Here is a 24,967-nt window from a genome sequence, read left to right as displayed (position 1 = left end):
TTTGATTTAGGTTAGCATACCACCATCAACATTCAATACTTGACCAGTAACGTAACCAGACAAATCTGATGCAAAGAAAAGACAAGCATTTGCTATATCTTCAGTAGAACCACCACGTTTTAGAGGAATACCATCTCTCCAACCTTGAACAGTTTTCTCATCTAATTTATCAGTCATTTCAGTTTCGATGAAACCTGGTGCGATAGCGTTACATCTTATGTTTCTAGAACCTAATTCAAGAGCCACAGATTTTGTAAAGCCGATCATACCAGCTTTGGAAGCCGCGTAATTTGTTTGACCAGCGTTACCTTTTACCCCAACAACACTACTCATATTGATGATAGAGCCACTACGTTGCTTCAATAAAGTTCTTTGAACTGCTTTCGTCATATTGAAAACAGATTTTAAATTGATATCGATAACGGCATCAAAATCAGCTTCTGACATACGCATAAGAAGGTTATCTTTTGTGATACCTGCATTATTGATTAAAACATCAATTCTTCCACTAAAATCTTCTAAAACCTTAGCTACTAATTCTTCCGCTTCTTTAAAACTAGCTGCATTACTTTTATAAGCCTTGGCATTAACACCTTTTGCTTTCAATTCTTTCTCTAATTCTAAAGCTGGAGCTTCACTAGAGCTATAAGTAAACGCAACATTTGCACCGTTATCGGCAAAAACCTTGGCAATACCCATACCAATTCCTCTACTTGCTCCTGTAATGATGACGTTTTTATCTTGTAATAATTTCATAAGTCCGTTATTTAAAACCGAAGTTTACCAAATATACCTTTTGTTTAATTTATAGGCTAAAAAAAATCCCGCTATAAACGGGATTTTATATGAAAAATATGAGTTCTTAACCCATTACTTCTTTTACTTTCAAACCAATTTCAGCAGGAGAATCTACAACGTGAATTCCACATTCTCTCATGATGCGTTTTTTAGCCTGTGCAGTATCATCACTACCGCCAACAATTGCGCCAGCATGCCCCATTGTTCTACCTGCAGGAGCAGTTTCACCAGCGATAAAACCAACAACTGGCTTTTTACTTCCACTAGCTTTATACCACTGAGCAGCATCTGCTTCTAATTGACCACCAATTTCACCGATCATAACCACACATTTTGTTGCTGGGTCATTGATCAAAAGCTCAACCGCTTCTTTAGTAGTTGTTCCAATAATTGGATCACCACCAATACCAATTGCAGTTGTAATACCTAAACCTTGACGTACTACTTGATCAGCCGCCTCATAGGTTAATGTACCTGACTTAGATACGATTCCAACATTACCTTCTTTGAAAACGAAACCTGGCATAATACCAACTTTAGCTTCACCCGGAGTAATAACACCAGGACAGTTAGGGCCGATTAAACGGCAATCTCTATTTTTAATGTAGTTGGCAACCTTAACCATATCGGCAACAGGAATACCTTCTGTAATTGTAATAATAACTTTAATACCTGCTTCTGCAGCTTCCATAATGGCATCTGCAGCAAAAGCTGGTGGAACAAATATGATAGTAGTATCTGCACCTACTTTCTCAACAGCTTCAGAAACCGTGTTGAAAACAGGTTTTCCTAAATGCTCTTGTCCTCCTTTACCGGGAGTAACACCACCTACGATATTAGTACCGTACTCAATCATCTGTCCGGCATGGAAAGTACCTTCACTACCAGTGAAACCTTGTACGATTATTTTTGAATCCTTATTTACTAATACGCTCATACTACTGTAGTTTTATTTTTTGATTAGAACAAAAATATAAGTTGTTAATGACTTTTCTAGCATTTACACCCTTATTTCTTATCCATTTTTTTAATTATTTCTGGAATCTTCTTGATATATGCCAATTGTTTCAACTTTTCACGTGATTCTTCGATAGGAGTCCCGAAATAACTCTTACCACCTTTCACTGATTTTGTAACTCCGGTTTGACCCATTATTACTGCTTTTGCACCAATTGTTATTCCGCTATTGGTTCCAACTTGTCCCCAAATGGTAACTTCATCTTCTATAATAACACAACCAGCAATACCAGTTTGAGAAGCAATTAAACACTTTTTACCAATTACTGTATCATGACCAACATGAACTTGATTATCTAGTTTGGTACCAAAACCAATGGTAGTATCACCAGTTACACCTTTATCAATTGTACAAAGTGCTCCAATATCTACATTATCTTTCAAAACAACTCTACCGCCAGATATTAGTTTATCAAAACCTTCAGGTCGTTTTTTATAATAAAATGCATCAGCACCTAAAACACTACCAGCATGTATGGTAACATTATTACCTACAATACAATTATCATAAATAGTAACGTTTGTGTGAATAAGGCAATTATCGCCTATCTCAACATTATTACCTATAAATGTATTGGGTTGAATAACGGTATCTTTTCCGATTTTCGCGGTAGCAGCAATTGTCTGACTACTTGGTACAAAGGGTTGAAAAAATGTTGTTAATTTATTAAAATCTCTAAAAGGATCATCTGAAATTAACAATGCTTTGCCTTCAGGGCAGTCTACCTTTTTATTAATTAAGATAACACTAGCATTAGACTGCAAAGCTTTATCATAATATTTAGGATGATCTACAAAAACAATATCTCCGTTTACTACTACATGAATTTCATTCATACCTAGAACCGGAAAATCATCATGCCCAACATATTCGCTAGATATAATTTCTGCAATCTGTTTTAATGAAAAAGTAGTGGGAAACTTCAAATGACAGTTTTAAATCTTTAGTATTATATTATTCCTTAACACGTTCCATATAAGAACCGTTAGAAGTATCAATTTTTACCTTATCACCTTCATTAATGAATAAAGGAACATTTACCTCTGCACCTGTCTCAACCGTTGCAGGCTTTGTAGCATTAGTAGCTGTATTCCCTTTAACACCAGGTTCAGTATATGTTATCTCTAAAACTACACTTGCAGGCATTTCTACAGATAAAGGCAAACTATCTTCCGTATTGAACATGATTTTCACTATTTCACCCTCTTTTAATAAACCAGGAGCGTCTAAAGAACTCTCTTGCAAGGTAATTTGGTTATAATCATCAGTATTCATGAAGTGATATGTTTCACCTTCAGGATACAAATATTGATACGAACGAGTTTCAACACGTACATCTTCAATTTTATGACCTGCAGAGAAAGTATTATCTAATACTTTACCAGAAGTAACACTTCTTAATTTTGTACGTACAAAGGCAGGACCTTTACCCGGTTTTACGTGTAAAAATTCAATAATCTTATAGATATCATTATTATATCTTATGCATAATCCTTTTCGTATATCTGATGTAGACGCCATTCGTAGTATTTATTAATGTTGTTAACTTTAAGTTTAATGTGCTATTTAATTATTGCTGAAATATCCTTTCATGATTCCACGTTGAGAATCACGAATAAATTGCAAAATCTCGTCGCGTTCTGGAGTTGCTTCCATTTCTGCTTCAATTATTTGCACAGCTTGCGTGTTGTTATAGTTCTTTTGATATAGAATTCTGTAAATATTCTGAATTTCTCTAATTTTATCAGATACAAATCCTCTTCTCCTTAATCCTACAGAATTGATCCCCACATAGGATAAAGGCTCTCTTGCTGCTTTTACATAAGGCGGAACATCTTTTCTCACCAAAGAACCTCCTGTTACAAAAGCATGTTGACCAACAGATACAAATTGATGTACAGCAACCAAACCAGCCAATATTACATTGTCGCCAATAGTAACATGACCCGCTAAAGTAGAGTTGTTTGAAAAAATACAATTATCGCCCACTAAGCAATCATGGGCAACATGGCAATATGCCATTATCAGACAATTTTTACCGATAACAGTTTTCATACGGTCAGAGGTGCCTTTGTGTATGGTGGCACATTCTCTAATAGTGGTATTATCACCGATTACAACGGTAGTCTCTTCACCATCGTATTTTAAATCTTGCGGAGAAGCAGATATTACTGCACCAGGAAAAATATTACAATTCTTACCAATACGAGCGCCTTCCATGATGGTCACATTAGATCCGATCCAAGTACCATCGCCAATAATAACGTTATTATGAATAGTTGTAAACGGTTCAACTACCACATTTTTTGCAATTTTAGCTCCCGGATGTATATAGGCTAAAGGTTGATTCATTCTATGTTCTTTTAACTATTTGCGCCATTAATTCAGCTTCACTTACTAATTTGTCATTTGCGTATGCATAAGCTTGCATGTGACAAATACCTCTTCTAATTGGTGTAATTAAACTACAGTGAAATATTAATGTATCGCCTGGCAATACTTGCCTTTTAAACTTCACCTTATCTATTTTCATAAATAAAGTCAAATAATTTTCTGGATCTGGTACAGTACTTAAAACTAAAATACCACCTGTTTGTGCCATCGCTTCTACTTGAAGTACACCTGGCATTACAGGAGCTCCTGGAAAGTGACCAACGAAGAAAGGCTCGTTCATAGTCACATTTTTCATACCCACAACATGCGTTTCTGATAGCTCGATAATACGATCTATTAATAAGAAAGGAGGTCTGTGAGGTAACATATCCATTATCTTATGGATATCCATTAAAGGAGGTAAACTTAAGTCGTACTTAGGTACTTTATTTCGTTTTTCTAATTTGATGATTTGTGAAAGTTTCTTCGCAAATTGATTGTTTACATAATGACCAGGCTTGTTAGCTATTATCTTACCTCGTATACGTGTACCGATTAGTGCCAAATCACCAATAACATCTAATAATTTATGTCTTGCCGCCTCGTTAGGTTGATGCAGTGTCAGATTATCTAAAATACCATTAGCTTTTACAGAAAGTTTCTTTTTATCAAAAGCCTTCTCTAATTTCGTCATCGTGGCCTGAGAAATTTCCTTATCCACATAAACAATAGCATTGTTTAGATCACCACCTTTAATTAGTCCATTTTCCAAAAGCATTTCTAACTCATGTAAAAAGCTAAAAGTACGTGCATTTGAAATTTCAGATTTAAAATCAGAAAGTTTTTCTAATGTAGCATTTTGGGTCCCTAGAACTTTAGTACCAAAATCTACCATCGTCATCAATTGATATTCATCTGATGGTATAATTGTTATTTCACTACCCGTCTCTTCATCCTTAAAAGAAATAACATCTTTAACAATGTATTCTTCGCGCTCAGCTTGTTGCTCAACAATACCGGCATTCTCTAAAATTTCTACAAAGAATTTAGAAGAACCATCCATAATTGGTGGCTCTGCAGCATTTAATTCAATTAGTACATTATCTATTTCAAGACCCACCAAAGCCGCCAAAACGTGCTCTGAGGTTTGAATTTTTACACCATTCTTTTCTAAATTGGTGCCTCTTTGTGTGTTTATAACTAGGTTAGCATCAGCTGGTATAATTGGTTCTCCTTCTAGATCTACCCTTTTAAATGCATAACCGTGGTTTTCATCTGCAGGTAAAAATTTAATGGTAACATTGCTTCCAGTATGTAAACCAACTCCCGTTAGGCTTACTTCTTTACTAATTGTTCTTTGTTTACTGTTTGTTGTACTCATCGTCAATCTTTCTTTTCTAAGGTGTCGATTCTACTTATTATTCTCGGTAAATTCTTAAAATGAACATATGATTTGTTGTAATCACCATAATTTAATGCAGGTGATCCTTGTAGCACTTCATTATTCTTTACATTTCTTCCTATACCCGATTGTGCTTGTATTTTTACACTGTCACCAATAATGATATGACCCACAATACCTACTTGCCCACCTATCATACAATGCTTGCCTATTTTTGTAGAACCCGCAATACCAGTTTGTGCAGCAATAACAGTATGCTCGCCAATTTCAACGTTATGTGCAATCTGTATTTGATTATCTAGCTTCACTCCTTTTCTTAAAATCGTAGAACCTAAAGTAGCCCTATCAATTGTAGTACCAGCACCTATATCAACATTATCTTCTAAAATAACATTTCCGGTCTGTGGAACTTTCACAAACTCACCATCTTCTTTTGGTGCGAATCCAAATCCGTCAGCACCTAGAACCGCTCCACTATTAACAACACAATTATTACCAATAATAGTTTCCGAGTATATTTTGGCTCCTGCAAATAATGTAACGTTATTACCAATTTTCACATTATCACCTATGTAAACGTTAGGGTATACTTTTACGTTGTCTCCTAAAGTTACATTATTTCCTAAATAAGCAAAAGCACCAATGTAAACATCGGCACCATAGGTTGCAGTATCCGATTTAAAAATCGGCTCTTCAATACCTACCTTATTGTTTTTGACTTGATTATAGTATTCTAATAACTTTGAAAACGATTTATAGGCATCTTCAACCTTTATTAAAGTGGTATATAGTTCTTGTTCTGGAACAAAACTCCTATTGACTATCGTTACCGATGCCTTTGTCTTGTAAATGAATGAAGTATATTTCGGATTAGCTAAAAAAGTAAGGGAGCCTTCTTCGCCTTCCTCGATTTTAGCAAGTTTATGTACGGCTATTTCTGGATTTCCATGCACTTCTCCTTCTAAGATACCTGCAATCTGACCTGCTGTAAATTTCATGAGCGTAAAAGTAAGAAAAATTGTTAAACCCCTTCTTTAGGATAACACATATAATATTTGGTTACCGTTTTTGAAAGCGCATTTAAATTAAGGTGATCAGATAATTTGGCAACGTCGGTTATCTTTCCATTTTTTCTTAAAATGTTGATAGTCTGATGTTGCCTGTCGTAGGCTTTATTTTTTAGCTCACCTCTGAAGACAAAATAAGACGTTTCTTCATCGGTAAGATTATAGTGTGTTTTCACCTTATTAAATTGAGATAAAAACTTACTCTCTGTCACTGGTTCTTTCTTAACCTTAATATGTAGTAGCTTTCTATCAATAATCATTTCACAAAGTGATGACAACACAAAATCATCTGAAAACTGCCATTCTTTTAGGGCTGCGAGAATATCAACATCATCTAGCTTTGCGAATTTTGCTAATATGTCGCTATTAAAATTATTAATATTTATATGGTTAGATAAGAAATACTTTAATGCATCACTACAATTTAAGGACTCCCCTTTTTCTATAAGAGAGCGTGCTCTTTTCAATATACTAATTAGCACACGCTCAGCTACTACAGCTGTTTTATGCAAATAAACTTGCCAATACATAAATCGGCGAGCCATTAAAAACTTTTCAACAGAGTAGATACCCTTTTCTTCAATAACCAAATTACCATCGACTACATTTAGCATGGTAATTAGTCTTTCGGCATTTGTATTACCCTCGGCAACGCCTGTATAAAAACTATCTCTTTTTAAATAGTCTAATCTATCCATGTCTAACTGACTTGACACCAACTGATTTAAGAATTTTTTTGAATGATTTCCCGTAAATATGGATATTGCTTCAGTTAAACTTCCGTTAAATCGCTGATTGAGTTCTTCCATAAATTGAAGCGAAATAAACTCATGGCTTACACCTTCAACAATACTATGTTCCATAGCATGGGAAAATGGACCATGCCCAATATCGTGCAAAAGAATAGCGATCAGCAGTCCGTCTTCTTCACCTTGCGTTATCTCAACCCCTTTAAAACGTAGCACTTGAATAGATTTCTGCATTAAATACATACAGCCTAATGCATGATGAAATCTAGTATGATGTGCTCCAGGATATACTAAATACGATAACCCCATTTGAGAAATTCTACGAAGCCTTTGAAAGTAAGGATCTGCAATAAGGTCAAAAACGAGCGTACTAGGTATTCTTATAAAACCGTAAATTGGGTCATTAAAGATTTTCAGTTTGTTTGATGTCTTCAATATTGTATTGTCTTTTCTAAAATTAACATTTCAAAGTTATACAAAAGCAATAGGATAGAAATTGATTATCAGTAAAATAATATTACAATGAATAAGATAAAAATACTGTGGGTAGATGATGAAATTGATTTGCTCAAACCCCATATCATTTTTTTAGAATCTAAAAACTATAGTGTTATCACGTGCCAAAGCGGACAAGAAGCATTAGAAGAATTAGCCGAGACCAGAGTAGATATTGTCTTTTTAGATGAGAATATGCCCGGTATATCTGGTTTAGAGACACTTTCAGAAATAAAAATAATTGATAATTCTTTACCAGTTGTAATGATAACAAAGAGTGAAGAAGAATCTATAATGGAAGATGCTATCGGTTCTAAAATTGCCGATTATCTTATAAAACCAGTAAATCCAAATCAGATTCTTCTTTCTTTAAAAAAGAATTTAGACCACTCAAGATTGGTTTCTGAGAAGACCACTAGTAACTATCAGCAAGAATTTAGAAAGATTGCAATGGACTTATCTATGGTAAATTCATATCAAGAATGGGCAGATTTATATAAAAAATTAATTTATTGGGAATTGCAGTTAGAAGAAATTGAAGACAGTGGAATGTTTGAAATTCTAGAATCTCAAAAAACGGAAGCAAATCAACAATTCGGAAAGTTTGTAGAACGTAATTATGAAGATTGGTTTACAGATACCGACGCCCCTGTAATGTCTCATACACTATTTAAGGAATGGATAGCACCAGAAATCAAAGATTCAAAAACATTATTAATCGTTGTAGATAACTTACGTTATGATCAGTGGTACGCCTTTGAAGATACTGTAAACTCATTCTATAAAAAGAAAAAGGAAGATTCCTTTTACAGCATATTACCAACTGCTACCCAATATGCACGTAACGCAATATTCTCTGGTCTAACTCCGCTAGATATGGAGAAGAAATTTCCAGAATGGTGGAAAAACGATACAGATGAAGGCGGTAAAAATTTATTTGAAGACAAGTTTTTAGGTGCACAGCTAAAAAGACTAGGCTTAGATTTAAAATGGGAATACCATAAAATTAGTAGCTTAAAACAAGGAAAACATCTAAGTCAGAATTTCAAATCTCAAAAAGATAATGACTTAACGGTAATCGTTTACAATTTCGTTGATATGCTTTCACATTCCAAAACTGAAATGGAAGTAATTAAAGAATTAGCTTCAAATGATAAATCCTATAGGTCTTTAACCACAAGCTGGTTTAAAAACTCACCTATGCTAGAGATTATTCAGCAAGCACAGTCATTGGGTATGAAATTAATAATAACCACTGATCATGGTACTATAAACGTAAAATCACCTTCTAAAGTTGTTGGCGATAGAGATACAAGTTCTAATCTTCGTTATAAAACAGGTAGAAGTCTAACATATGAAAAGAACGATGTATTAGCCGCCAAAGATCCAAAATCTATTTACTTGCCTAGTATAAATATGAGCAGTTCTTATATTTTTGCAAAAAATGACTTTTTCTTTGCTTACCCAAATAATTACAACCATTATGTCAGCTACTATAGAAATACCTACCAACATGGCGGCGTTTCGTTAGAAGAAATGATAATACCTTTTGTAGTTTTGGAACCTAAATAGATTTAGAAATATGGAATTCATTTATACTGAGAGTGAATTAGATGATATAGCTAAGAAGATTATAAAATCATCAAGCAGTAAGACTTTAGCATTTTATGCCCCTATGGGGGCAGGAAAAACGACATTAATCAAAGCACTTATAAAAGAGTTAGGTAGTAGTGATAATGTTAGTAGCCCTACGTTTGGTCTTGTTAATGAATATGCATTAGCATCTGGTGAATTACTTGGTTATCATTTTGATTTTTATCGTTTAGATAATGAGGAAGAAGCTATGGATATTGGGCTAGATGATTATTTAGCTTCCGGTGGATGGATATTTATGGAATGGCCAGAAAAAATACCAAGTTTATTACCTAACGACGTTCAGAATATAAAAATTGAAATTTTGGATGAAGAAACAAGAAAGCTAACACTCGCATAGTTTGTACTAATGACATTGAGGTGATAGTTTTTAATAGAAATTAAAATCACGCATCGTCAAGAGTGGTTTTATATTGCATTTATTCGATGAATAACCAACAATTCGACAAAACGCTTTATTAATCCGTTAAAAGACACAATTTTGACGATAAAGGGAATTTTATTTGTATATTTTTTCTTACGTTTGTAGGAGAACTAAATATTTAGTATAACCAAAAATCCCTTGAAAATGAAAAACAAAAAAACTTTCTTAGCTTCAATCGCTTTAGGCGTATTCCTTTTAGCAATGACTGCACCGATTATTGATATTGATAATCAAGATTTACAAATTGAAAAGAAAAAGATTACTAAGAGAATCTAATTTAAAATATTCAGTAAAAATTAAAGAGCAATTTTATTGCTCTTTTTTTTATATATAATATTTAACGTACTACATCGTTAGCATATAGTAATACTATAATGCAAATGATAAAGAAAACCAAAAAAAAGAAAGCTAAAAAGAAGATTTTCCTAGAGTCTCTTCTAGTTTTCTTTATAGCAATTTCTCCTTTTTTATATAAGGGCTATGAATATTTACCTTATAATTCTAATGGTGACTTAACTTTTTTTGGTTTCACATTAGGAAGTAATGGCTTTTCTGATGCCAAAACTTACGTATGGTTTTTAACAACCAAAATAGTACCTCTTTACTTAATGATTTTTTGGTTTTTAACCTCAAGAGATTGGTGGTATCACATTATCATTATACCAATTGCTATGTATGCTTTTCAACTATTCGAAGTACTCTATGATTCAGATGATGTAGTCGATACTGATAATATATGGTGGCTGATACCAATTTGCATGATAACCATTCCGTTTGTTTATTTTATTCGTGTTAAATTATATGACAAACATGTACATGGCATAGACTTAGAAGCTATTGATGCAGAACTTGAAGAATTAAAAGCCAAAGGTTTTGATAGTAAAGATAATTTTGATATAAAGAAAAAAAGTGAAGAAAATCAGCAAGATGATATTTCAACCATATCAGAAGATATAAATGAAAAATTATCAACAGGAAACTTAGAGAATATTTTCAAGAATGTTCAAAATCGTATTCAAGGTTGGTTACAGTTAAAATCTTAACTACTCAATGTCTTTAAAAAAGTTCAGAAAATTCATTTCTTTAAAAATTGTACATTTGAGTTTCGAGTCATTGATTTGAACAACTCATTATTAAGATATGAACCAACCCACTTCCCCTTTTAGTAAGCACCAATTAATTCCGCAAGAGGAAACCCTAGAGGTTTTGCGTCAAAAAGGAGAATTGTACATTGGTATTCCGAAAGAGAATCAATACCAAGAAAAAAGAATATGCCTTACTCCTGATGCCGTTAATGCAATTACTGCAAACGGACATCGTGTTTTAATAGAATCTGGCGCTGGCGAAGGCGCTCATTACTCTGACGCCGATTATGTTACTGCTGGTGGAGAAATCACTCGGGACACTAAGAAAGTTTTCGCTTGTCCGCTAATTCTAAAAGTAGAGCCCCCTACCCTAACAGAAATAGAATATATAAATCCGCAGACAACAATTATATCTGCACTTCAGATTAAAACACAGTATAAAGAATACTTTGAAGAACTAGCAAGAAAGCGAATTACCGCTATTGCATTTGAATATATTAGAGATGAGGAAGGCAAATACCCTGCAGTTCGTTCACTTAGTGAAATTGCTGGTATTTCATCTGTATTAATTGCTGCAGAATTAATGGCTGCCAACAATAATGGTAACGGCTTAATGTTTGGTAATATCAGCGGTGTACCACCTGTAGAAGTGGTGATTATAGGCGCAGGAACTGTTGGTGAGTTTGCAGCAAGATCAGCTATAGGTATTGGTGCAAACGTTAAGGTTTTTGATAATTCTATTACCAAGCTTAGAAACATACAGACCAACTTAAAACAAACGGTATATACGTCTACTATTCAACCAAAAAACTTATTAAAAGCCTTAAAACGTTGTGATGTTGCTATAGGAGCAACAAGAGGTAAAGATCGATCTCCCGTTGTGGTAACTAGCACTATGGTAGAGCACATGAAAAAAGGAGCTGTTATCATTGATGTAAGTATTGATACTGGAGGATGTTTTGAAACTAGCGAAATAACGAGCCACAATAAACCCACTAGAAAGAAATTTGATGTCATTCACTATGGCGTACCAAACATTCCATCAAGATACCCAAAAACAGCATCGGTTAGCATAAGCAACATCTTTACTCCTTATTTATTAAAAATTGGAGAAGATGGCGGTTTAGAAAATTCACTTCGTTTTGACAAAGGTTTACGTAACGGACTTTACATGTACCATGGTATATTGACCAATAAGTCTGTAGGCGAATGGTTCGATTTACAATACAGTGATATAAATTTCCTTATTTTTTAGAATACTAATGGCTTTCCTTTTCCTATCCACTTTAAAAGGCATAATTTTGCGCTCTTAAAAGTATGGAAGCATGAATATGGATTTTATTAAAAGGTTAGGTTTTTTCTTGGTTGGCTTATCTATTGGTATTGTGTTTCTGACCTTTTTTCTTAAAAAGAAATCTCAAGAAACCGGAGTATATTTCTGCTACCTACCTGACTGTAGAACATTGAAAGATATTAGATCTAAATCTATGTACTACAGCAATGAAGCAACACAAAAACTAAAAGAGTTTGAATTAGATTCTATAGGTGTTAAATACATTTTAACTGAAGGAGATGTAGATTTTAGTAAAAGTGATACAAAATCCGTTCCCTGCAAAACCTACATTGTAGAGTCTGAGTACAAGGAACGAGATTATATATTTACGGTAAAAAACTGTAAAGAAAAAGCTTCAATCGAAAAAGTAGAGCGACAATAAGTTTTATTATATTTTTCTGCGTTTTCTTTCTGCTTTCAACAATGAAAGCTCTCTACTTGTTTGTCCGGCTACCGATGTATTTTCATCAGCCCTTCTAATTAAGTAAGGCATCACATCACGTACTGGTCCAAATGGCAAGTATTTAGCAACATTATATCCATTTGCTGCCAAATTATAAGATATGTGATCACTCATACCATACAATTGTCCGAACCAAATATGGGTATTATTTTTTTCGACACCTCTTTCCGCCATTAACTCCATTAAACGGTAACAACTATCTTCATTATGAGTTCCAGAGAATATAGATAACGAATCTAGATTATCTATCATATACTCAATAGTAGCATTGAAGTTGTCATCGGTATCAGCTTTAGTCTTACAAATTGGCGAAATATACCCATTTTCTTTGGCGCGATCATTTTCTTTCTCCATATACGCACCACGCACCACTTTCATACCAACTAAGAATCCATCTCTCTTAGCTCGTTCTTGTAAGGATTTTAAATAAGGTAGGCGATCCCATCTGTAAGTCTGTAACGTATTAAATACAATCCTTTTCTTTTTGTTGTACTTACGCATCATGTCTTCAGCAAGGTTATCAGCAGCATCTTGCATCCAACTTTCTTCACCATCTATAAGTAATGAAACTTCTAGGTCATGTGCTTTTTTACAAACTTTATCAAACCTATTGACAACGCGTTGCCATTCTGCTTCTTCATCTTTAGTAAGTTCTTTTTTCTCGCTTATTTTTTGATATAGGGCAAACCGACCAAAACCTGTTGGCTTAAAAACAGCAAAAGGTATAGCATCCTTCTCTTTTACAAAGTCTAAAATGGTTAAGATAACTTCAGTAGCAGAATCAAAGGGGTCCTCTTCTTCTTTGCCTTCTACAGAATAATCTAAAACGGAACAGACTCCCTTTTCCCACATACGATCTACTACGGGCAAACAATCACGTTCATTTACACCACCACAGAAGTGATCAAAAACAGTAGCCCTAATTAATCCCTCAACAGGTAAATGAGCTTTAAACGCAAAATTGGTAATGACTGAACCCATTTTTACCAGAGGTTCATTTGAAATCATCTTAAAAAGAAAATAAGCTCTTTCTAATTCTGAATCTGATTTTAAGGCAAATGCCGTTGCAGTATTTTCAAAAATTTGGTCCATATTATATAATTTCTATAACGATCAAATATAATCACAGAATTTATAATCCTAAGACTAAAAATAACCTTTATTTTGCGGTACAATAGTCATTAAAACTAAGTCATATTTTCAATGGATTCTATAATTTCAGATTCTTACGCAGTACATTTCAACAAAAATGCATTTCAAGCATTGAACAATCACCTGTCAGAAAAAAAATATTCTACCATTTTTATTTTAGTAGATGAAAACACACACGAGCTTTGCCTGCCCAATTTTATGGCAGAAATTCATGGTGATTATCAGTTTGAAATTATTGAAATTGAATCAGGAGAAATAAATAAAAATATTGAAACATGTGTTGGTGTTTGGGAAGCTTTATCTGAATTAGGTGCTGATCGCAAAAGTATTTTGATAAATTTAGGTGGCGGCGTATTAACTGATATGGGCGGCTTTATAGCGTCTACATTTAAAAGAGGCATAGACTTTATTAATGTGCCTACTACCCTATTATCTATGGTAGACGCATCTGTTGGTGGCAAAACCGGTGTTGACTTAGGTTCTTTAAAAAATCAAATTGGGGTTATTAATCAGCCAGTAATGGTACTGGTAGTACCTGATTTTCTTGACACACTAGAAAATAGACAGGTTATAAGCGGATTTGCAGAAATGCTAAAACACGGTCTTATTCAAGACACGACCTATTGGGAAGCATTGAAAGGAGCTAAGGGTTTAGAGGATATGAAGAAGCACATTCTTACATCTATCCAAATTAAAAACAAGGTGGTGCTTCAAGACCCTACAGAACAAAACATACGTAAGATTTTAAATTACGGACACACCCTTGGTCATGCTATAGAATCTTATTTCTTAGAGAGCGATTCAAAAGTAACGTTATTACATGGAGAGGCAATTGCCATAGGTATGATTCTAGAAGGCTATCTCTCTAATAAACTGCTAGCATTATCAGATGAATCTTTAAACGATATAAAATCTACTTTTTTAAATAGATATGATAAAGTAGAGTTTTCAAATGAGGATATCGAAAACATTCTTAAACTAATGAAGTACGACAAGAAGAACTCTCACGGCAAAGTGAATTTTGTGTTGTTGAAATCTATTGGCATTCCTGTATATGACATTGAAATTCCTGTAGAATTATTTACAGAAGCATTCGCTTACTACAAAATTTAAAAAGTTCACATACTCAAAATGGCACTTTCACAACTCTAAAAATTGACTTGTGACAATTATTGCTAGTTTAGTTATAGATAATCCCAACCTTCTATAAATAAACAAGTTATGACAAGACGCCTTATTGATTACCGTAAATTAGACCACCAATTAGCAGCACTTTTAATAGAAACTTATCCTTATGGATATGGTGATGAAGACATCATCAGTTTTAAAAATATTAAAGGAGATTATGTTGAAGCAGTAGAATTAAAAACCACAGATACATTATACCTAGTTAAGATAAGTAAAAGCCTTTCTAATTTCATTGCTAATTTTGAAGAAAACATAGAAAAGGAATTAGAAACCAAAACACCGGAAGAGGTTATGCAATCTGAAGAAATGACGAAAGCACTTTACCTAAACTTCGAATTAGAATCTGAAGAAGAACTAGATTAATTAAAATAGCGTTCTTGTAAAATATTTTCATGATGCTTCTGGTGGCCACTTATAACTAAACCCAATGCAGCTACAGACCAAGGAATACCACTAGCGGTACCCATTCTTTTTTGATTCGCATTTAGCATAGTATCGAACAAACTAATTGAAGAATCACGAACATGAAGATATTCTTTTAATATATCCTCTTTAGTACGTTGGTTGGCATTACTTTCTGTAACGAATGTATTATGGTCAAATCCTGGCAATGAGGTTTTATCGTTTCTAGATATTCTAAAAGCACGATATTGAAATACACGTTCTGTATCAATTAAATGTACCAGAACTTCAGCTACAGTCCATTTACCTTCGCCATAACGATATAAAAACTGTTCATCGGTCAAACCTTGAACTAAATCTTCAAAACTTTTTCTGCCATTTAATAACGCAGATTTTAAATCTTCTTGTTCATCAAGAGTTTTCAAATAGGTACCGTAGAAAAATTGCAATTCGTCTTCTTGTAAATCTTTAACCGTCATTCTGAAAATTTAAAAATTGAAAATCAAAAAAGCCCAATCATAAAAAATAACCGGGCTTTTTTTAAGTTAGTTGAATAACCTAATATTATAATTCATTAAAAATAGTATGCATCAAACGTTTTTTATCATTAAAACTTTCTTCTAATGAAATCATCGTTTCTGTTCTACTAATGCCGTCGATATCATCTATTTTAAAGATAATATTTTTGGCATGCGTAGTATCCTTTGCTCTAATTTTACAGAAAATATTGAATTTACCTGTTGTAATATGTGCAATTGTAACGTTTGGTATTTGGTTTAAACGCTCAAGAACAAACTTAGTTTGGTGTGTCTTTTCAAGAAAAATACCTACATATGCTATAAAGGCATAACCAAGTTTCACATAATCTAGAGTAAGTGATGAACCTTTTATGATTCCCGCTTCTTCCATTTTCTTAACTCTTACATGTACCGTACCGGCAGATATAAGAAGTTTTTTTGCAATATCAGTAAAAGGAGTTCTAGTGTTGTCAATCAACATATCTAGAATTTGGTGGTCTATTTCGTCTAATTTGACTTTGCCCATAGTTGTAAAATTTTTGCCAAAAATAAAAAATAATCACATTAAATTCATTGAAACTTCATTTTTTTTAATGAAAACGTAAACAATATTACATTTTCAAAGAAATAAAACAATAAATATCACTAAAGTAGCTTCAATAAATCCTTTTCTTTGATCCATAAAATATCATTTTCATCATTGCAGTTCAATGTCTTATGTCCAAAAATCTCTGAGGGTTGCTTTTCAAAATGATATAATTCTGGTCTAAACGCAACTTTGCCATTATTTAACACCTCTTTATACTGTATTGGTATAAGCTCGCTTTTGGTAAGCTGATTATCAATATAATTATCATTTACAATTAAGATATCTACAAACTGTTTCCCATTCTCAGGAATAGACAAATATTGTTCTATCGTATAATTTGAAACAAGATTCTTTGATATTACCTGTATACCTTTTAATAAAGCCTCAAAAATAAACATCCTAGTTTTATCTCTATCGTAATCATCCGCATAATGACCTGCTTCGAACAATATTGTAGGGGTTTCTCTCATTTGAAAAGCATCGCCAACACAATTCTTATTAAAACCATCATCATACCTACCTACCTGACCAGGAATAACTTTTTGCAATTTATCATTCATTGCCGCTATAAGCTGCATACTTAATTTTCTAGATGGCGAAATATTTCTATCTTCATCATAAGCAGGTGCCAAAAAAGAAACGGTTGCAGGTTTACTCGTTTCACCTACATTAAATATAGTACGCTGATCATGTAGATTTAAACAGTAGTTAGGTTTAAATTTTTCATAAACTGTTTTTAGTACACGACTCTCTGGTTGAGATAAATCTTGTGCATCTCTATTAAGGTCAATTTTGTTAGCATTTATCCTGGTATAATCTCGAGCTCCATCAGGACTTAGTATTGGAATAATTTTTAAAGTACAAGATTTAGAAATTTCTAAAACTTCGGCAATATCTTGTTTTAAGTAACTCATTAAATCAACGACCGCTCTAGTAGTTGTAGATTCGTTACCATGCATTTGAGACCACATTAAAATTTTATTTGGACCACTACCAAACGTAATACCTTTTATAGATTCATTTCTTACGGATTTTCCAACTACATCAATTTTAAAAGTAGCCGGTAGTGTTTTTAAAAACTCATTTACATGGTCATTGTTAATATACCTGCCAGAAATAGTAGGTACCATTATTTTATTATAATCCAAATCTTTCATTCTACTCATGCTTTAATACCACACAAAAATACTACAGCCTGTGTTTACAATTGTAAACAAAACATGTTTCGATATGCTCATTATGATTTTAGTATAATTTACAATTTTAACTTTTAATTTAATAATATTATTAATTTGCTGTTATTCAGTAGTTTGAGTTAATTAATATAAATGTAAACTTCATATTATTTCTAATATTTATAAGTATAAAAATAACCTTTTTACATTCGAAATTAAAGAATACATTAACTTTGTAAACATGCTAGACACCACTTCTTTCCTATCAAGATTAAAGACAATTTTAGCGCACAAAGAGCTATCATCTGCTGCGTTTGCAGACTTAATTGATGTACAACGATCTAGCATTTCTCATTTACTAAACGGAAGAAATAAACCTAGTTTAGAATTTATTATTAAAGTTGACCAAGCTTTTGTAGAAGTTGATTTACAATGGTTACTGTATGGAGCCGGAACTTTTCCTAAAACTAAAATCAACCCTACTCCAGAATCTAAAGACAACAAAGAAGCTCTAGCAAAAGCTACCAACAAGAAGAACGAGAAAAGCTTAGAACGAATAATAATGTTCTATACTGACGGTACTTTTAAAACGTACTCTGAGTTTTAAAATCTACTTATATTCACAAACTATTATTGCCTTTTTCTAAACACTTCGCTCCTATTTTCTTTATTTTGCAGTATGAAGAAAAATTTGATTTTAACAGCTGCTCTAGGCTTAATTCTTTGCTCATGTTACCAACCTGAACGTGATTGTAAAAAGTATAAAACTGGGTCTTTTAAGTTTACTTATGAAGTTGGCGATACTATAAAAGAGGGGAAATTTACAAGGACCGAAGATTATAGTGTAGACTATTATGAAAATAACATAGACAGTGCCACGGTACGCTGGTTTAATGATTGCGAATTTGTTTTACAAGACATTCATAGCAAAACAGCGATTCAATATAAAATTATTAGCACAACTGACTCTTCATACACCTTTCAATACAAAAGCGCCGTAAGGGATCCAAATAAAAAACTAATTGTAAAAACAGGAACAGCTATAAAAATTAAATAATCACTTATTAAATCTCCTTTAATCCAAATGGCTATATCACTATACTAGCCATAACCTATTTTGAAATTGTTTTAGGTATTAACAATATTCTTTTCATCTCTATACAGCCAGCGTAATATTTGAGTCTTTTAAAGAAAAAAAAAGCTCCAATTAAGCAAATGCTTAATTGGAGCTTTTTTCGCAATCGCCTTTACCCTAGAATGTCACATAAATCTAATTAAGCTCTTTTAAGACCTTAATTAGGTCTATCAAAGGAAACACCAGGATTTGCTTGTTTTTGTTCTTCAGACAATCGCTGCTGTTGTTTTACTGTCATGGTACTGCCATCATGACTCCATCCTGGAGGACCAAATATGTACATCAATTTATGACTTAGTTTTTTTGATTTTTTAGTATCCGCCCAAATATCCTTAAACTCATGCGTAAGAATTACAATAGGGTTATTAGAGTTTGGAGCATGAATAACACCAAATTTCACATCAATATTTTCATCATACTCTTTCCAAGTACCAAAAATCTTATCAAAGAAATTTAGAAATCCGCCATGGTTCTTATCTAAATACTCCACATTCTGAGCGTGATGCACTTGATGCATTGTATGCGTATTAAATATTTTCTCAATGAATCCCATTTTTGGAACATATTGCGAGTGTAATTGAAACTGCCAGAAAGACTCTATTGCTAAACATACAACTACCATTTCTACAGGAAAACCAATAATAGGCATCCAAACATAGAAAAAAGGCTTATACAATAAGGTGAACCAGCCATTACGGATAGCAGTACCGAGATTAAAATTATCTGAAGAGTGATGCACTATATGTGCAGCCCACAAAATACGAATTTCATGATTTGCCCTGTGAAACCAATAATAAGTAAAATCATCCGCTAATTGACAAAGCAACCAAACATACCAAGCATAGCCGAACGACTTATAGCCCATAATATTTGTTCTTACACCATCAACCAAAGGGTTAAATAACTCGTAAGCGTATTCAAAAAGAACAACTAATAAAATTACTTTCAATAAAGGACCAATTATGGCAGATCCAATTCCCATAACACTACTGGCCGCAAAATCTTTCCAATCATAAAGATCATCATCTCCATGAGTTTTGCTGTAGGTCAATTCTAATAAAATAAAGGCAATAAAGGCTGGTGCGCCATACACCAGGGGGTTAGTGAAATCCATTAATTAAAATTTTTTGTAAAGGTAGTTATAAAAGCAATTATTCTTTGAATTTGTCTAATCTTAACTTTCTATCTCACGATAAGATAACTTAATAATTAAACAGTTTAATTACTTTTCATTTTTAAGTATGGCGTTTTGCTCTTTCAATAGCTGCTCCATACTAGATAACAAAGCTATGTTTTTAGGAGTTTCAACTTCTTTGTTTGATGGGTCTTCAGATTTTTCTTTAAACCTATTTATGAATTTCACCATTACAAAAATGGTAAAAGCTATTATTCCAAAATCTAAGAGCGACTCAATAAGCTCACCGTATCCTATTGCAACTTCTTCAACTGAATCTACCGCCTCTCTAAGGATCCATTTCTTATTTGATAAGTTAACATCGTCTGTCAATAAAGAAAGTGGAGGCATAATAACAGCAGAAACAATTGTACTTACAACCTTATTAAATGCTGTACCAATAATGATACCGACAGCCAAATCTATCATATTGCCTTTTATGGCAAAATTCTTAAACTCTTCGAAAATTTTTTTCATAATGCCGACTAATCAAATAATGTTGGCTCATCAGCAGATGCACCATCTTCACCTTTAGAACTCTCAGTTTCATCACCAGACGCTACAGATTCTTCATCTACAACTTCAATATTTTCAATTTCTTCTGGAACCTCTGGTTCATATGGCAATGGATCAAGAAGATTAATATTTTTAACCTTTTCCGTAATAAATTGATTACCTAAAGCTTTAATACCTTTAATCGATATAAAATCTTCAATATCAACAGATTCATTCTCTTTAGCTTCTTTACCTCTAGGCTTAGGAAACTCAATTTCAACCATTGGTTTCCAGTCTGTAGAAACAAGCTCTAAATATGATTTTGGATGCTCTGAAATAAATAATTCCTCTTTGTTTTCGCTTTCAATCAAAAACCTTTTAATATAAAAACGTTCTTTTTCACCTTCCCAATAAATAGCTGAGATAGGTTTCTCTGGTATCCATTTCTCTAATACAATCATATCGTCATCGAAATGAGAAGTTAGTACGGGTAAAAACGTTTTTGCTATACCTTTCTGATTAATAACCAATAGTAAATCATCACCCTTAAACTCCCCTAATAATTCTCCTCTCCCATCTACGTTCAATCTACGTACAACATCATCAAACCAAATCTTTCTAGGCTTCAGTGTAGACACACCTTTTTCTTTTAACTCTATGCGCTTAACAGAGTATTTCGTTACAATATTACCTTTTGAAGCTCTTCCTTTAATCAAGACATCAGAAAAGTCAATATCCCACTTTAATTTTTTCACACTACCTACCTGGCGTAGCAAAACTGTTATTACTTCAGCCTCTCCATTAGGGTTGGCAGAAAAATACAACACTTGAGAACCAGCTTTACCGGTAGTTAAATCATACTCTCTATCCCTAGTTATACTGGTAACATTAAAACGTTTAATGTATGTAGCACCACCTTTACCATCTTTATACACAAGATTATAGGTAGTACGCTTATCTTTTTTCTTAAAAACCGCTACATGGATAATACCTTTACCTACAAAAATTTTGGAATCCACTTTTGACACCATCATCTTACCAGAACTGGTTATCATAATGATATCATCTATATCACTACAATCGGTAACATATTCATCTTTCTTTAAAGAAGTACCCACAAAACCTTCTTCCCTATTTACATAGAGCTTAGTATTTCTGATAGCCACTTTAGTGGCCTCTATATCATCAAAAACGCGTATTTCGGTTAAACGACCTCTGTCTTTGCCGTAGGTTTCTTTAAGATTCTTGAAGTAGTTTATTGCAAATTCAATCAAATTAGCCAAATGATGCTTCACCTCTGCAATACGCTCTTGCAAGCTCTCTAGGTGCTGCTGAGCCTTATCTAAATCGAATTTTGAAATTCTCTTTATACGTATTTCGGTAAGTCTGGTAATATCTTCTTCAGTAACCGCTCGCTTTAGGTGTTTTGTAAAAGGTGCTAAACCTTTATCAATTGCAGCTATTACGCCTTCCCAGGTCTCCTCTTCCTCAATATCACGATAGATACGATTTTCAATAAAAATCCTCTCCAAAGAAGCAAAATGCCATTGCTCTTCAAGTTCTTTAAGTTGAATTTCGAGCTCTTGCTTCAATAATTCTACCGTAGAATCTGTAGACCTTCTGAGCATTTCTGTGACCCCAATAAACAAAGGCTTATTATCTTCAATAATACAGCCTAGTGGAGAAATAGAAGACTCGCACGCTGTAAAGGCATACAAGGCATCGATGGTTCTATCTGGGGAAATACCAGAGGGAAGATGTACTAAAATCTCAACATCTGCAGCAGTATTGTCCTCAATTTTCTTGATTTTAATCTTGCCTTTTTCATTAGCCTTTAAGATAGATTCTATTAAACTTCCAGTATTAGTACCGTAAGGTATTTCATTGATTACTAGTGTGTTCTTATCTAACTGAGATATCTTTGCTCGAACCCTAATTTTACCACCTCTGAGTCCGTCATTATAGTTTGTAACATCTATAATACCTGCCGTGGGAAAATCGGGATAGATTTTAAATCGCTGTCCCTTTAAATGCTTAATAGAAGCATCAATAAGCTCAATAAAGTTATGAGCCAATACTCTAGTGGATAAGCCCACAGCAATACCTTCTGCCCCTTGAGCTAATAGTAATGGAAATTTAACAGGTAGATTTACAGGCTCTTTTTTTCTACCATCATAAGACATTTGCCACTCGGTAATTTTAGGGCTAAATATAACTTCTAATGCGAATTTAGAAAGTCTAGCCTCTATATACCTAGAAGCAGCAGCTCTATCACCGGTAAGAATGTTACCCCAGTTACCTTGAGTATCTATTAATAGATCTTTCTGACCAATTTGAACCATGGCATCTGCAATACTTGCATCACCATGTGGATGATACTGCATAGTATGCCCAACTACATTAGCTACTTTGTTGTACCGACCATCATCAAGCTCTTTTAGAGAATGCATGATACGTCGTTGTACAGGTTTAAATCCGTCTTCAATAGCAGGTACTGCTCGTTCTAAGATTACGTAAGATGCGTAATCCAAGAACCAATCTTTATACATGCCAGACACTCTAGTCAGTGCCTCAGAAGAATCTGTATTATCGGTATTCTCTTTTTTTTCAAAACCTTCATCATCCATTTCGCTCATGAAACCAATTCTAATTTTAAGTATAACAACCTTTAATGATACAATTCAATTACCTTTTTGGTATTAATAGTTATAAATTTATTTTAAAGTTTAAGAAACTGGTGTTGAATGAGTCATTAAATCGATCGTTTATTTCCAAAACATATTCACCAGGCCCTAATGTTGACGTCAAAGAAAGTCCTTCACCTTCAGTATTATTTGTCTCCTTTGCTATTTCAAGACAATCAGGCAAAGACCTAAGAGTAACTTCTAAATTAATATTATAAGGGACATTGTAAAAAAGAATATCTACATTACTAGTTTCTGTTATTGTAAATTTAAAAAAATCAACATCATCTTCTGGATATATCGCCGAGTTAACTTCTGTATTGATTTCAATATCTTTAGCACTAGAGCATGAGTTGTTAATTTCATAAATATCACTTGTATCTAGTGAGACATTAAATGAATATAAATCAACATTAAATGAGTCATTAAAGCGGTCATTAATTTCTAAAACATAATCCCCAGCTTCTGCAGTATAGTACAACGTAAGACCTTCTCCAACATCGTTATTAACATCATTTAATAATTCTGTACAATCAGAAAATGACCTTAAAGTAACATCCAAATTAATATTTTCAGGAATATTAAATAACTCTATTTTTAAAACACCTTCTTCAGTTGTGGTAAATTTAAAATTATCAACATCATCCTCTGGATAGATGGCGGCTTTTATCTCTGTATCTAATGAAATTTCTTTTGCTGATGTACACGAGTTATTAATCTCATAAATGTCACTTGTTTCTAGAGTAACCATAAATGACAGCAAATCAGCATTAAACTCATCATTAAATCTATCATTTATTTCTAATACATAATCACCAGCGTCTGCTGTATAATACAGCGAAAGACCTTCGCCAATATTGTTATTAACTTCCTTAATCAACTCTATACAATCAGATGACGACCTTAATGTAGTTTCTAAATTAATGTTTTCAGGAATATTATATAAGTCAATTTTTATTACTCCAGACTCAACTGTCGTGAATTTAAAATAATCTACATCATCTTCAGGATAAATTGCCATATTTATCTCAGTATCAATCAAAACATCCACCGCATTATCACAAGAATTATTAATTTCATATATATCGTCTGTATTCAGACTAACTAAAAAAGAATAATCATTACTATTAGCCTCTCCAAAAAAGTCAGAAAATTTTAATACATAATCTCCAGCCTCAATTAAATATAAAGCACTATAACCTTCTCCAGTATTATTTGCGGTTTCACTAAATATCTCTTCACATTCACTATTTAATAAATCCGATGTTATCCTTAAATTTTCAGGAGTTGCACTGATATTAATTTCCAAAACACCTTCTTGTTCTACGGAAAATTTAAAATAATCAATTTCATCTTCTACCGCTATCTGGTTTAAAACTTCTACTCCTAAACTAATTGAATCTGCGCACTGAAAACAATTTGCAGAACAATCAATCTCATCTTCAACCTCTTCCTCAATAGTTTCTTCCGTGACTTCAGGATCAACTGTTACCAATGGTTCATCATCACCACCACAACCTACTATTAATAGTAATAAAAACATTCTAATTCCAATTTTCCCTAATTTGTTAAACATTATCATAGTTATGGTTATT

Annotated in this window: 26 protein-coding genes; 10 read left to right on the top strand and 16 right to left on the bottom strand. The window is 33.2% G+C overall.

Annotation, left to right across the window (positions count from 1 at the left end):
- Nucleotides 1-6 precede the first annotated feature (6 nt).
- The 8 genes from fabG to BUC31_RS10775 form a co-directional block, all read right to left on the bottom strand.
- The gene (gene fabG, locus BUC31_RS10810; protein WP_073244073.1) at nucleotides 7-756 is read right to left on the bottom strand and encodes a 3-oxoacyl-[acyl-carrier-protein] reductase; all 750 of its coding nucleotides are present in this window, start codon (nucleotides 754-756) and stop codon (nucleotides 7-9) included.
- Nucleotides 757-862: 106 nt separating this feature from the next.
- Nucleotides 863-1,735 (bottom strand): succinate--CoA ligase subunit alpha, encoded by an 873-nt coding sequence (sucD, locus tag BUC31_RS10805; RefSeq protein ID WP_073244071.1) that lies wholly within the window; start codon nucleotides 1,733-1,735, stop codon nucleotides 863-865.
- Between the two features lie 71 nt (nucleotides 1,736-1,806).
- Nucleotides 1,807-2,742, bottom strand: coding sequence for a UDP-3-O-(3-hydroxymyristoyl)glucosamine N-acyltransferase (locus tag BUC31_RS10800; protein WP_073244069.1), 936 nt, complete (start codon nucleotides 2,740-2,742; stop codon nucleotides 1,807-1,809).
- 28 nt (nucleotides 2,743-2,770) lie between these two features.
- Nucleotides 2,771-3,337 carry an elongation factor P gene (gene efp / locus BUC31_RS10795; protein ID WP_073244067.1) on the bottom strand — a complete coding sequence of 189 codons (567 nt, stop codon included), beginning with the start codon at nucleotides 3,335-3,337 and terminating at the stop codon, nucleotides 2,771-2,773.
- A gap of 45 nt (nucleotides 3,338-3,382) precedes the next feature.
- On the bottom strand, nucleotides 3,383-4,168 hold the full coding sequence (gene lpxA, locus BUC31_RS10790; protein WP_073244065.1) for an acyl-ACP--UDP-N-acetylglucosamine O-acyltransferase: 786 nt from the start codon (nucleotides 4,166-4,168) through the stop codon (nucleotides 3,383-3,385).
- Nucleotide 4,169: 1 nt separating this feature from the next.
- Complete coding sequence (locus BUC31_RS10785) at nucleotides 4,170-5,570, bottom strand: bifunctional UDP-3-O-[3-hydroxymyristoyl] N-acetylglucosamine deacetylase/3-hydroxyacyl-ACP dehydratase (RefSeq protein ID WP_073244063.1); 1,401 nt, start codon at nucleotides 5,568-5,570, stop codon at nucleotides 4,170-4,172.
- 2 nt (nucleotides 5,571-5,572) lie between these two features.
- The gene (gene lpxD, locus BUC31_RS10780; RefSeq protein ID WP_073244056.1) at nucleotides 5,573-6,589 is read right to left on the bottom strand and encodes a UDP-3-O-(3-hydroxymyristoyl)glucosamine N-acyltransferase; all 1,017 of its coding nucleotides are present in this window, start codon (nucleotides 6,587-6,589) and stop codon (nucleotides 5,573-5,575) included.
- A gap of 23 nt (nucleotides 6,590-6,612) precedes the next feature.
- Nucleotides 6,613-7,842 carry an HD domain-containing protein gene (locus tag BUC31_RS10775; RefSeq protein WP_073244055.1) on the bottom strand — a complete coding sequence of 410 codons (1,230 nt, stop codon included), beginning with the start codon at nucleotides 7,840-7,842 and terminating at the stop codon, nucleotides 6,613-6,615.
- An 87-nt stretch (nucleotides 7,843-7,929) separates the two neighbouring features.
- Between BUC31_RS10775 and porX the strand changes: the two genes are divergently transcribed.
- From porX to BUC31_RS10750, 6 genes are all read left to right on the top strand, one after another.
- Nucleotides 7,930-9,474, top strand: coding sequence for a T9SS response regulator signal transducer PorX (gene porX / locus BUC31_RS10770; RefSeq protein WP_073244053.1), 1,545 nt, complete (start codon nucleotides 7,930-7,932; stop codon nucleotides 9,472-9,474).
- Nucleotides 9,475-9,484: 10 nt separating this feature from the next.
- On the top strand, nucleotides 9,485-9,895 hold the full coding sequence (gene tsaE / locus BUC31_RS10765; RefSeq protein ID WP_073244051.1) for a tRNA (adenosine(37)-N6)-threonylcarbamoyltransferase complex ATPase subunit type 1 TsaE: 411 nt from the start codon (nucleotides 9,485-9,487) through the stop codon (nucleotides 9,893-9,895).
- 228 nt (nucleotides 9,896-10,123) lie between these two features.
- Nucleotides 10,124-10,255: a hypothetical protein gene (locus BUC31_RS20610; RefSeq protein WP_262987450.1), complete on the top strand. Its 132-nt coding sequence runs from the start codon at nucleotides 10,124-10,126 to the stop codon at nucleotides 10,253-10,255.
- Between the two features lie 104 nt (nucleotides 10,256-10,359).
- Nucleotides 10,360-11,022, top strand: a complete 663-nt coding sequence (locus tag BUC31_RS10760) for a hypothetical protein (protein ID WP_084135058.1) — start codon at nucleotides 10,360-10,362, stop codon at nucleotides 11,020-11,022.
- A 97-nt stretch (nucleotides 11,023-11,119) separates the two neighbouring features.
- Complete coding sequence (locus tag BUC31_RS10755) at nucleotides 11,120-12,319, top strand: alanine dehydrogenase (RefSeq protein ID WP_073244047.1); 1,200 nt, start codon at nucleotides 11,120-11,122, stop codon at nucleotides 12,317-12,319.
- A gap of 70 nt (nucleotides 12,320-12,389) precedes the next feature.
- Nucleotides 12,390-12,779, top strand: a complete 390-nt coding sequence (locus tag BUC31_RS10750; RefSeq protein ID WP_317614954.1) for a DUF4258 domain-containing protein — start codon at nucleotides 12,390-12,392, stop codon at nucleotides 12,777-12,779.
- 6 nt (nucleotides 12,780-12,785) lie between these two features.
- Here BUC31_RS10750 and BUC31_RS10745 read toward each other — a convergent pair whose 3' ends face one another.
- Entirely contained in the window at nucleotides 12,786-13,952 is a 1,167-nt protein-coding gene (locus BUC31_RS10745) for a proline dehydrogenase family protein (RefSeq protein ID WP_073244044.1), read from the bottom strand.
- 111 nt (nucleotides 13,953-14,063) lie between these two features.
- On the opposite strand from BUC31_RS10745, the gene aroB reads away from it, so the two are divergent.
- Together aroB and BUC31_RS10735 are read left to right on the top strand one after the other, a co-directional pair.
- Nucleotides 14,064-15,125 (top strand): 3-dehydroquinate synthase, encoded by a 1,062-nt coding sequence (aroB, locus tag BUC31_RS10740; RefSeq protein WP_073244042.1) that lies wholly within the window; start codon nucleotides 14,064-14,066, stop codon nucleotides 15,123-15,125.
- Between the two features lie 108 nt (nucleotides 15,126-15,233).
- The gene (locus tag BUC31_RS10735) at nucleotides 15,234-15,563 is read left to right on the top strand and encodes a hypothetical protein (RefSeq protein WP_073244040.1); all 330 of its coding nucleotides are present in this window, start codon (nucleotides 15,234-15,236) and stop codon (nucleotides 15,561-15,563) included.
- Here BUC31_RS10735 and BUC31_RS10730 read toward each other — a convergent pair.
- The 3 genes from BUC31_RS10730 to BUC31_RS10720 form a co-directional block, all read right to left on the bottom strand.
- A complete protein-coding gene (locus tag BUC31_RS10730; protein ID WP_073244038.1) occupies nucleotides 15,560-16,081 on the bottom strand; it encodes a DinB family protein in 522 nt (173 codons plus the stop codon). The genes BUC31_RS10735 and BUC31_RS10730 overlap by 4 nt on opposite strands.
- 85 nt (nucleotides 16,082-16,166) lie before the next feature.
- On the bottom strand, nucleotides 16,167-16,646 hold the full coding sequence (locus BUC31_RS10725; protein WP_027066901.1) for an Lrp/AsnC family transcriptional regulator: 480 nt from the start codon (nucleotides 16,644-16,646) through the stop codon (nucleotides 16,167-16,169).
- 119 nt (nucleotides 16,647-16,765) lie between these two features.
- Nucleotides 16,766-17,875: a M14 family metallopeptidase gene (locus BUC31_RS10720; RefSeq protein WP_073244036.1), complete on the bottom strand. Its 1,110-nt coding sequence runs from the start codon at nucleotides 17,873-17,875 to the stop codon at nucleotides 16,766-16,768.
- Nucleotides 17,876-18,125: 250 nt separating this feature from the next.
- On the opposite strand from BUC31_RS10720, the gene BUC31_RS10715 reads away from it, so the two are divergent.
- Together BUC31_RS10715 and BUC31_RS10710 are read left to right on the top strand one after the other, a co-directional pair.
- Nucleotides 18,126-18,491 (top strand): helix-turn-helix transcriptional regulator, encoded by a 366-nt coding sequence (locus BUC31_RS10715; RefSeq protein WP_073244034.1) that lies wholly within the window; start codon nucleotides 18,126-18,128, stop codon nucleotides 18,489-18,491.
- Between the two features lie 72 nt (nucleotides 18,492-18,563).
- Nucleotides 18,564-18,941 carry a hypothetical protein gene (locus BUC31_RS10710; RefSeq protein WP_073244032.1) on the top strand — a complete coding sequence of 126 codons (378 nt, stop codon included), beginning with the start codon at nucleotides 18,564-18,566 and terminating at the stop codon, nucleotides 18,939-18,941.
- Nucleotides 18,942-19,176: 235 nt separating this feature from the next.
- Here BUC31_RS10710 and BUC31_RS10705 read toward each other — a convergent pair whose 3' ends face one another.
- The 4 genes from BUC31_RS10705 to BUC31_RS10690 all read right to left on the bottom strand — a co-directional run bounded on the left by BUC31_RS10705 (nucleotide 19,177) and on the right by BUC31_RS10690 (nucleotide 24,948).
- The gene (locus tag BUC31_RS10705) at nucleotides 19,177-20,133 is read right to left on the bottom strand and encodes a sterol desaturase family protein (protein WP_073244030.1); all 957 of its coding nucleotides are present in this window, start codon (nucleotides 20,131-20,133) and stop codon (nucleotides 19,177-19,179) included.
- A gap of 108 nt (nucleotides 20,134-20,241) precedes the next feature.
- A complete protein-coding gene (mscL, locus tag BUC31_RS10700; RefSeq protein ID WP_073244028.1) occupies nucleotides 20,242-20,670 on the bottom strand; it encodes a large-conductance mechanosensitive channel protein MscL in 429 nt (142 codons plus the stop codon).
- An 8-nt stretch (nucleotides 20,671-20,678) separates the two neighbouring features.
- Nucleotides 20,679-23,315: a DNA gyrase/topoisomerase IV subunit A gene (locus BUC31_RS10695; RefSeq protein WP_244534061.1), complete on the bottom strand. Its 2,637-nt coding sequence runs from the start codon at nucleotides 23,313-23,315 to the stop codon at nucleotides 20,679-20,681.
- 79 nt (nucleotides 23,316-23,394) lie between these two features.
- On the bottom strand, nucleotides 23,395-24,948 hold the full coding sequence (locus BUC31_RS10690) for a hypothetical protein (RefSeq protein WP_073244024.1): 1,554 nt from the start codon (nucleotides 24,946-24,948) through the stop codon (nucleotides 23,395-23,397).
- Nucleotides 24,949-24,967 lie beyond the last annotated feature (19 nt).

Origin of the sequence: Maribacter aquivivus, from assembly GCF_900142175.1 — a bacterium.
GTDB lineage: Bacteria > Bacteroidota > Bacteroidia > Flavobacteriales > Flavobacteriaceae > Maribacter > Maribacter aquivivus.
Note: the sequence above shows the minus strand (reverse complement) of the source record. Positions and strands in the feature narration are given on the sequence as shown.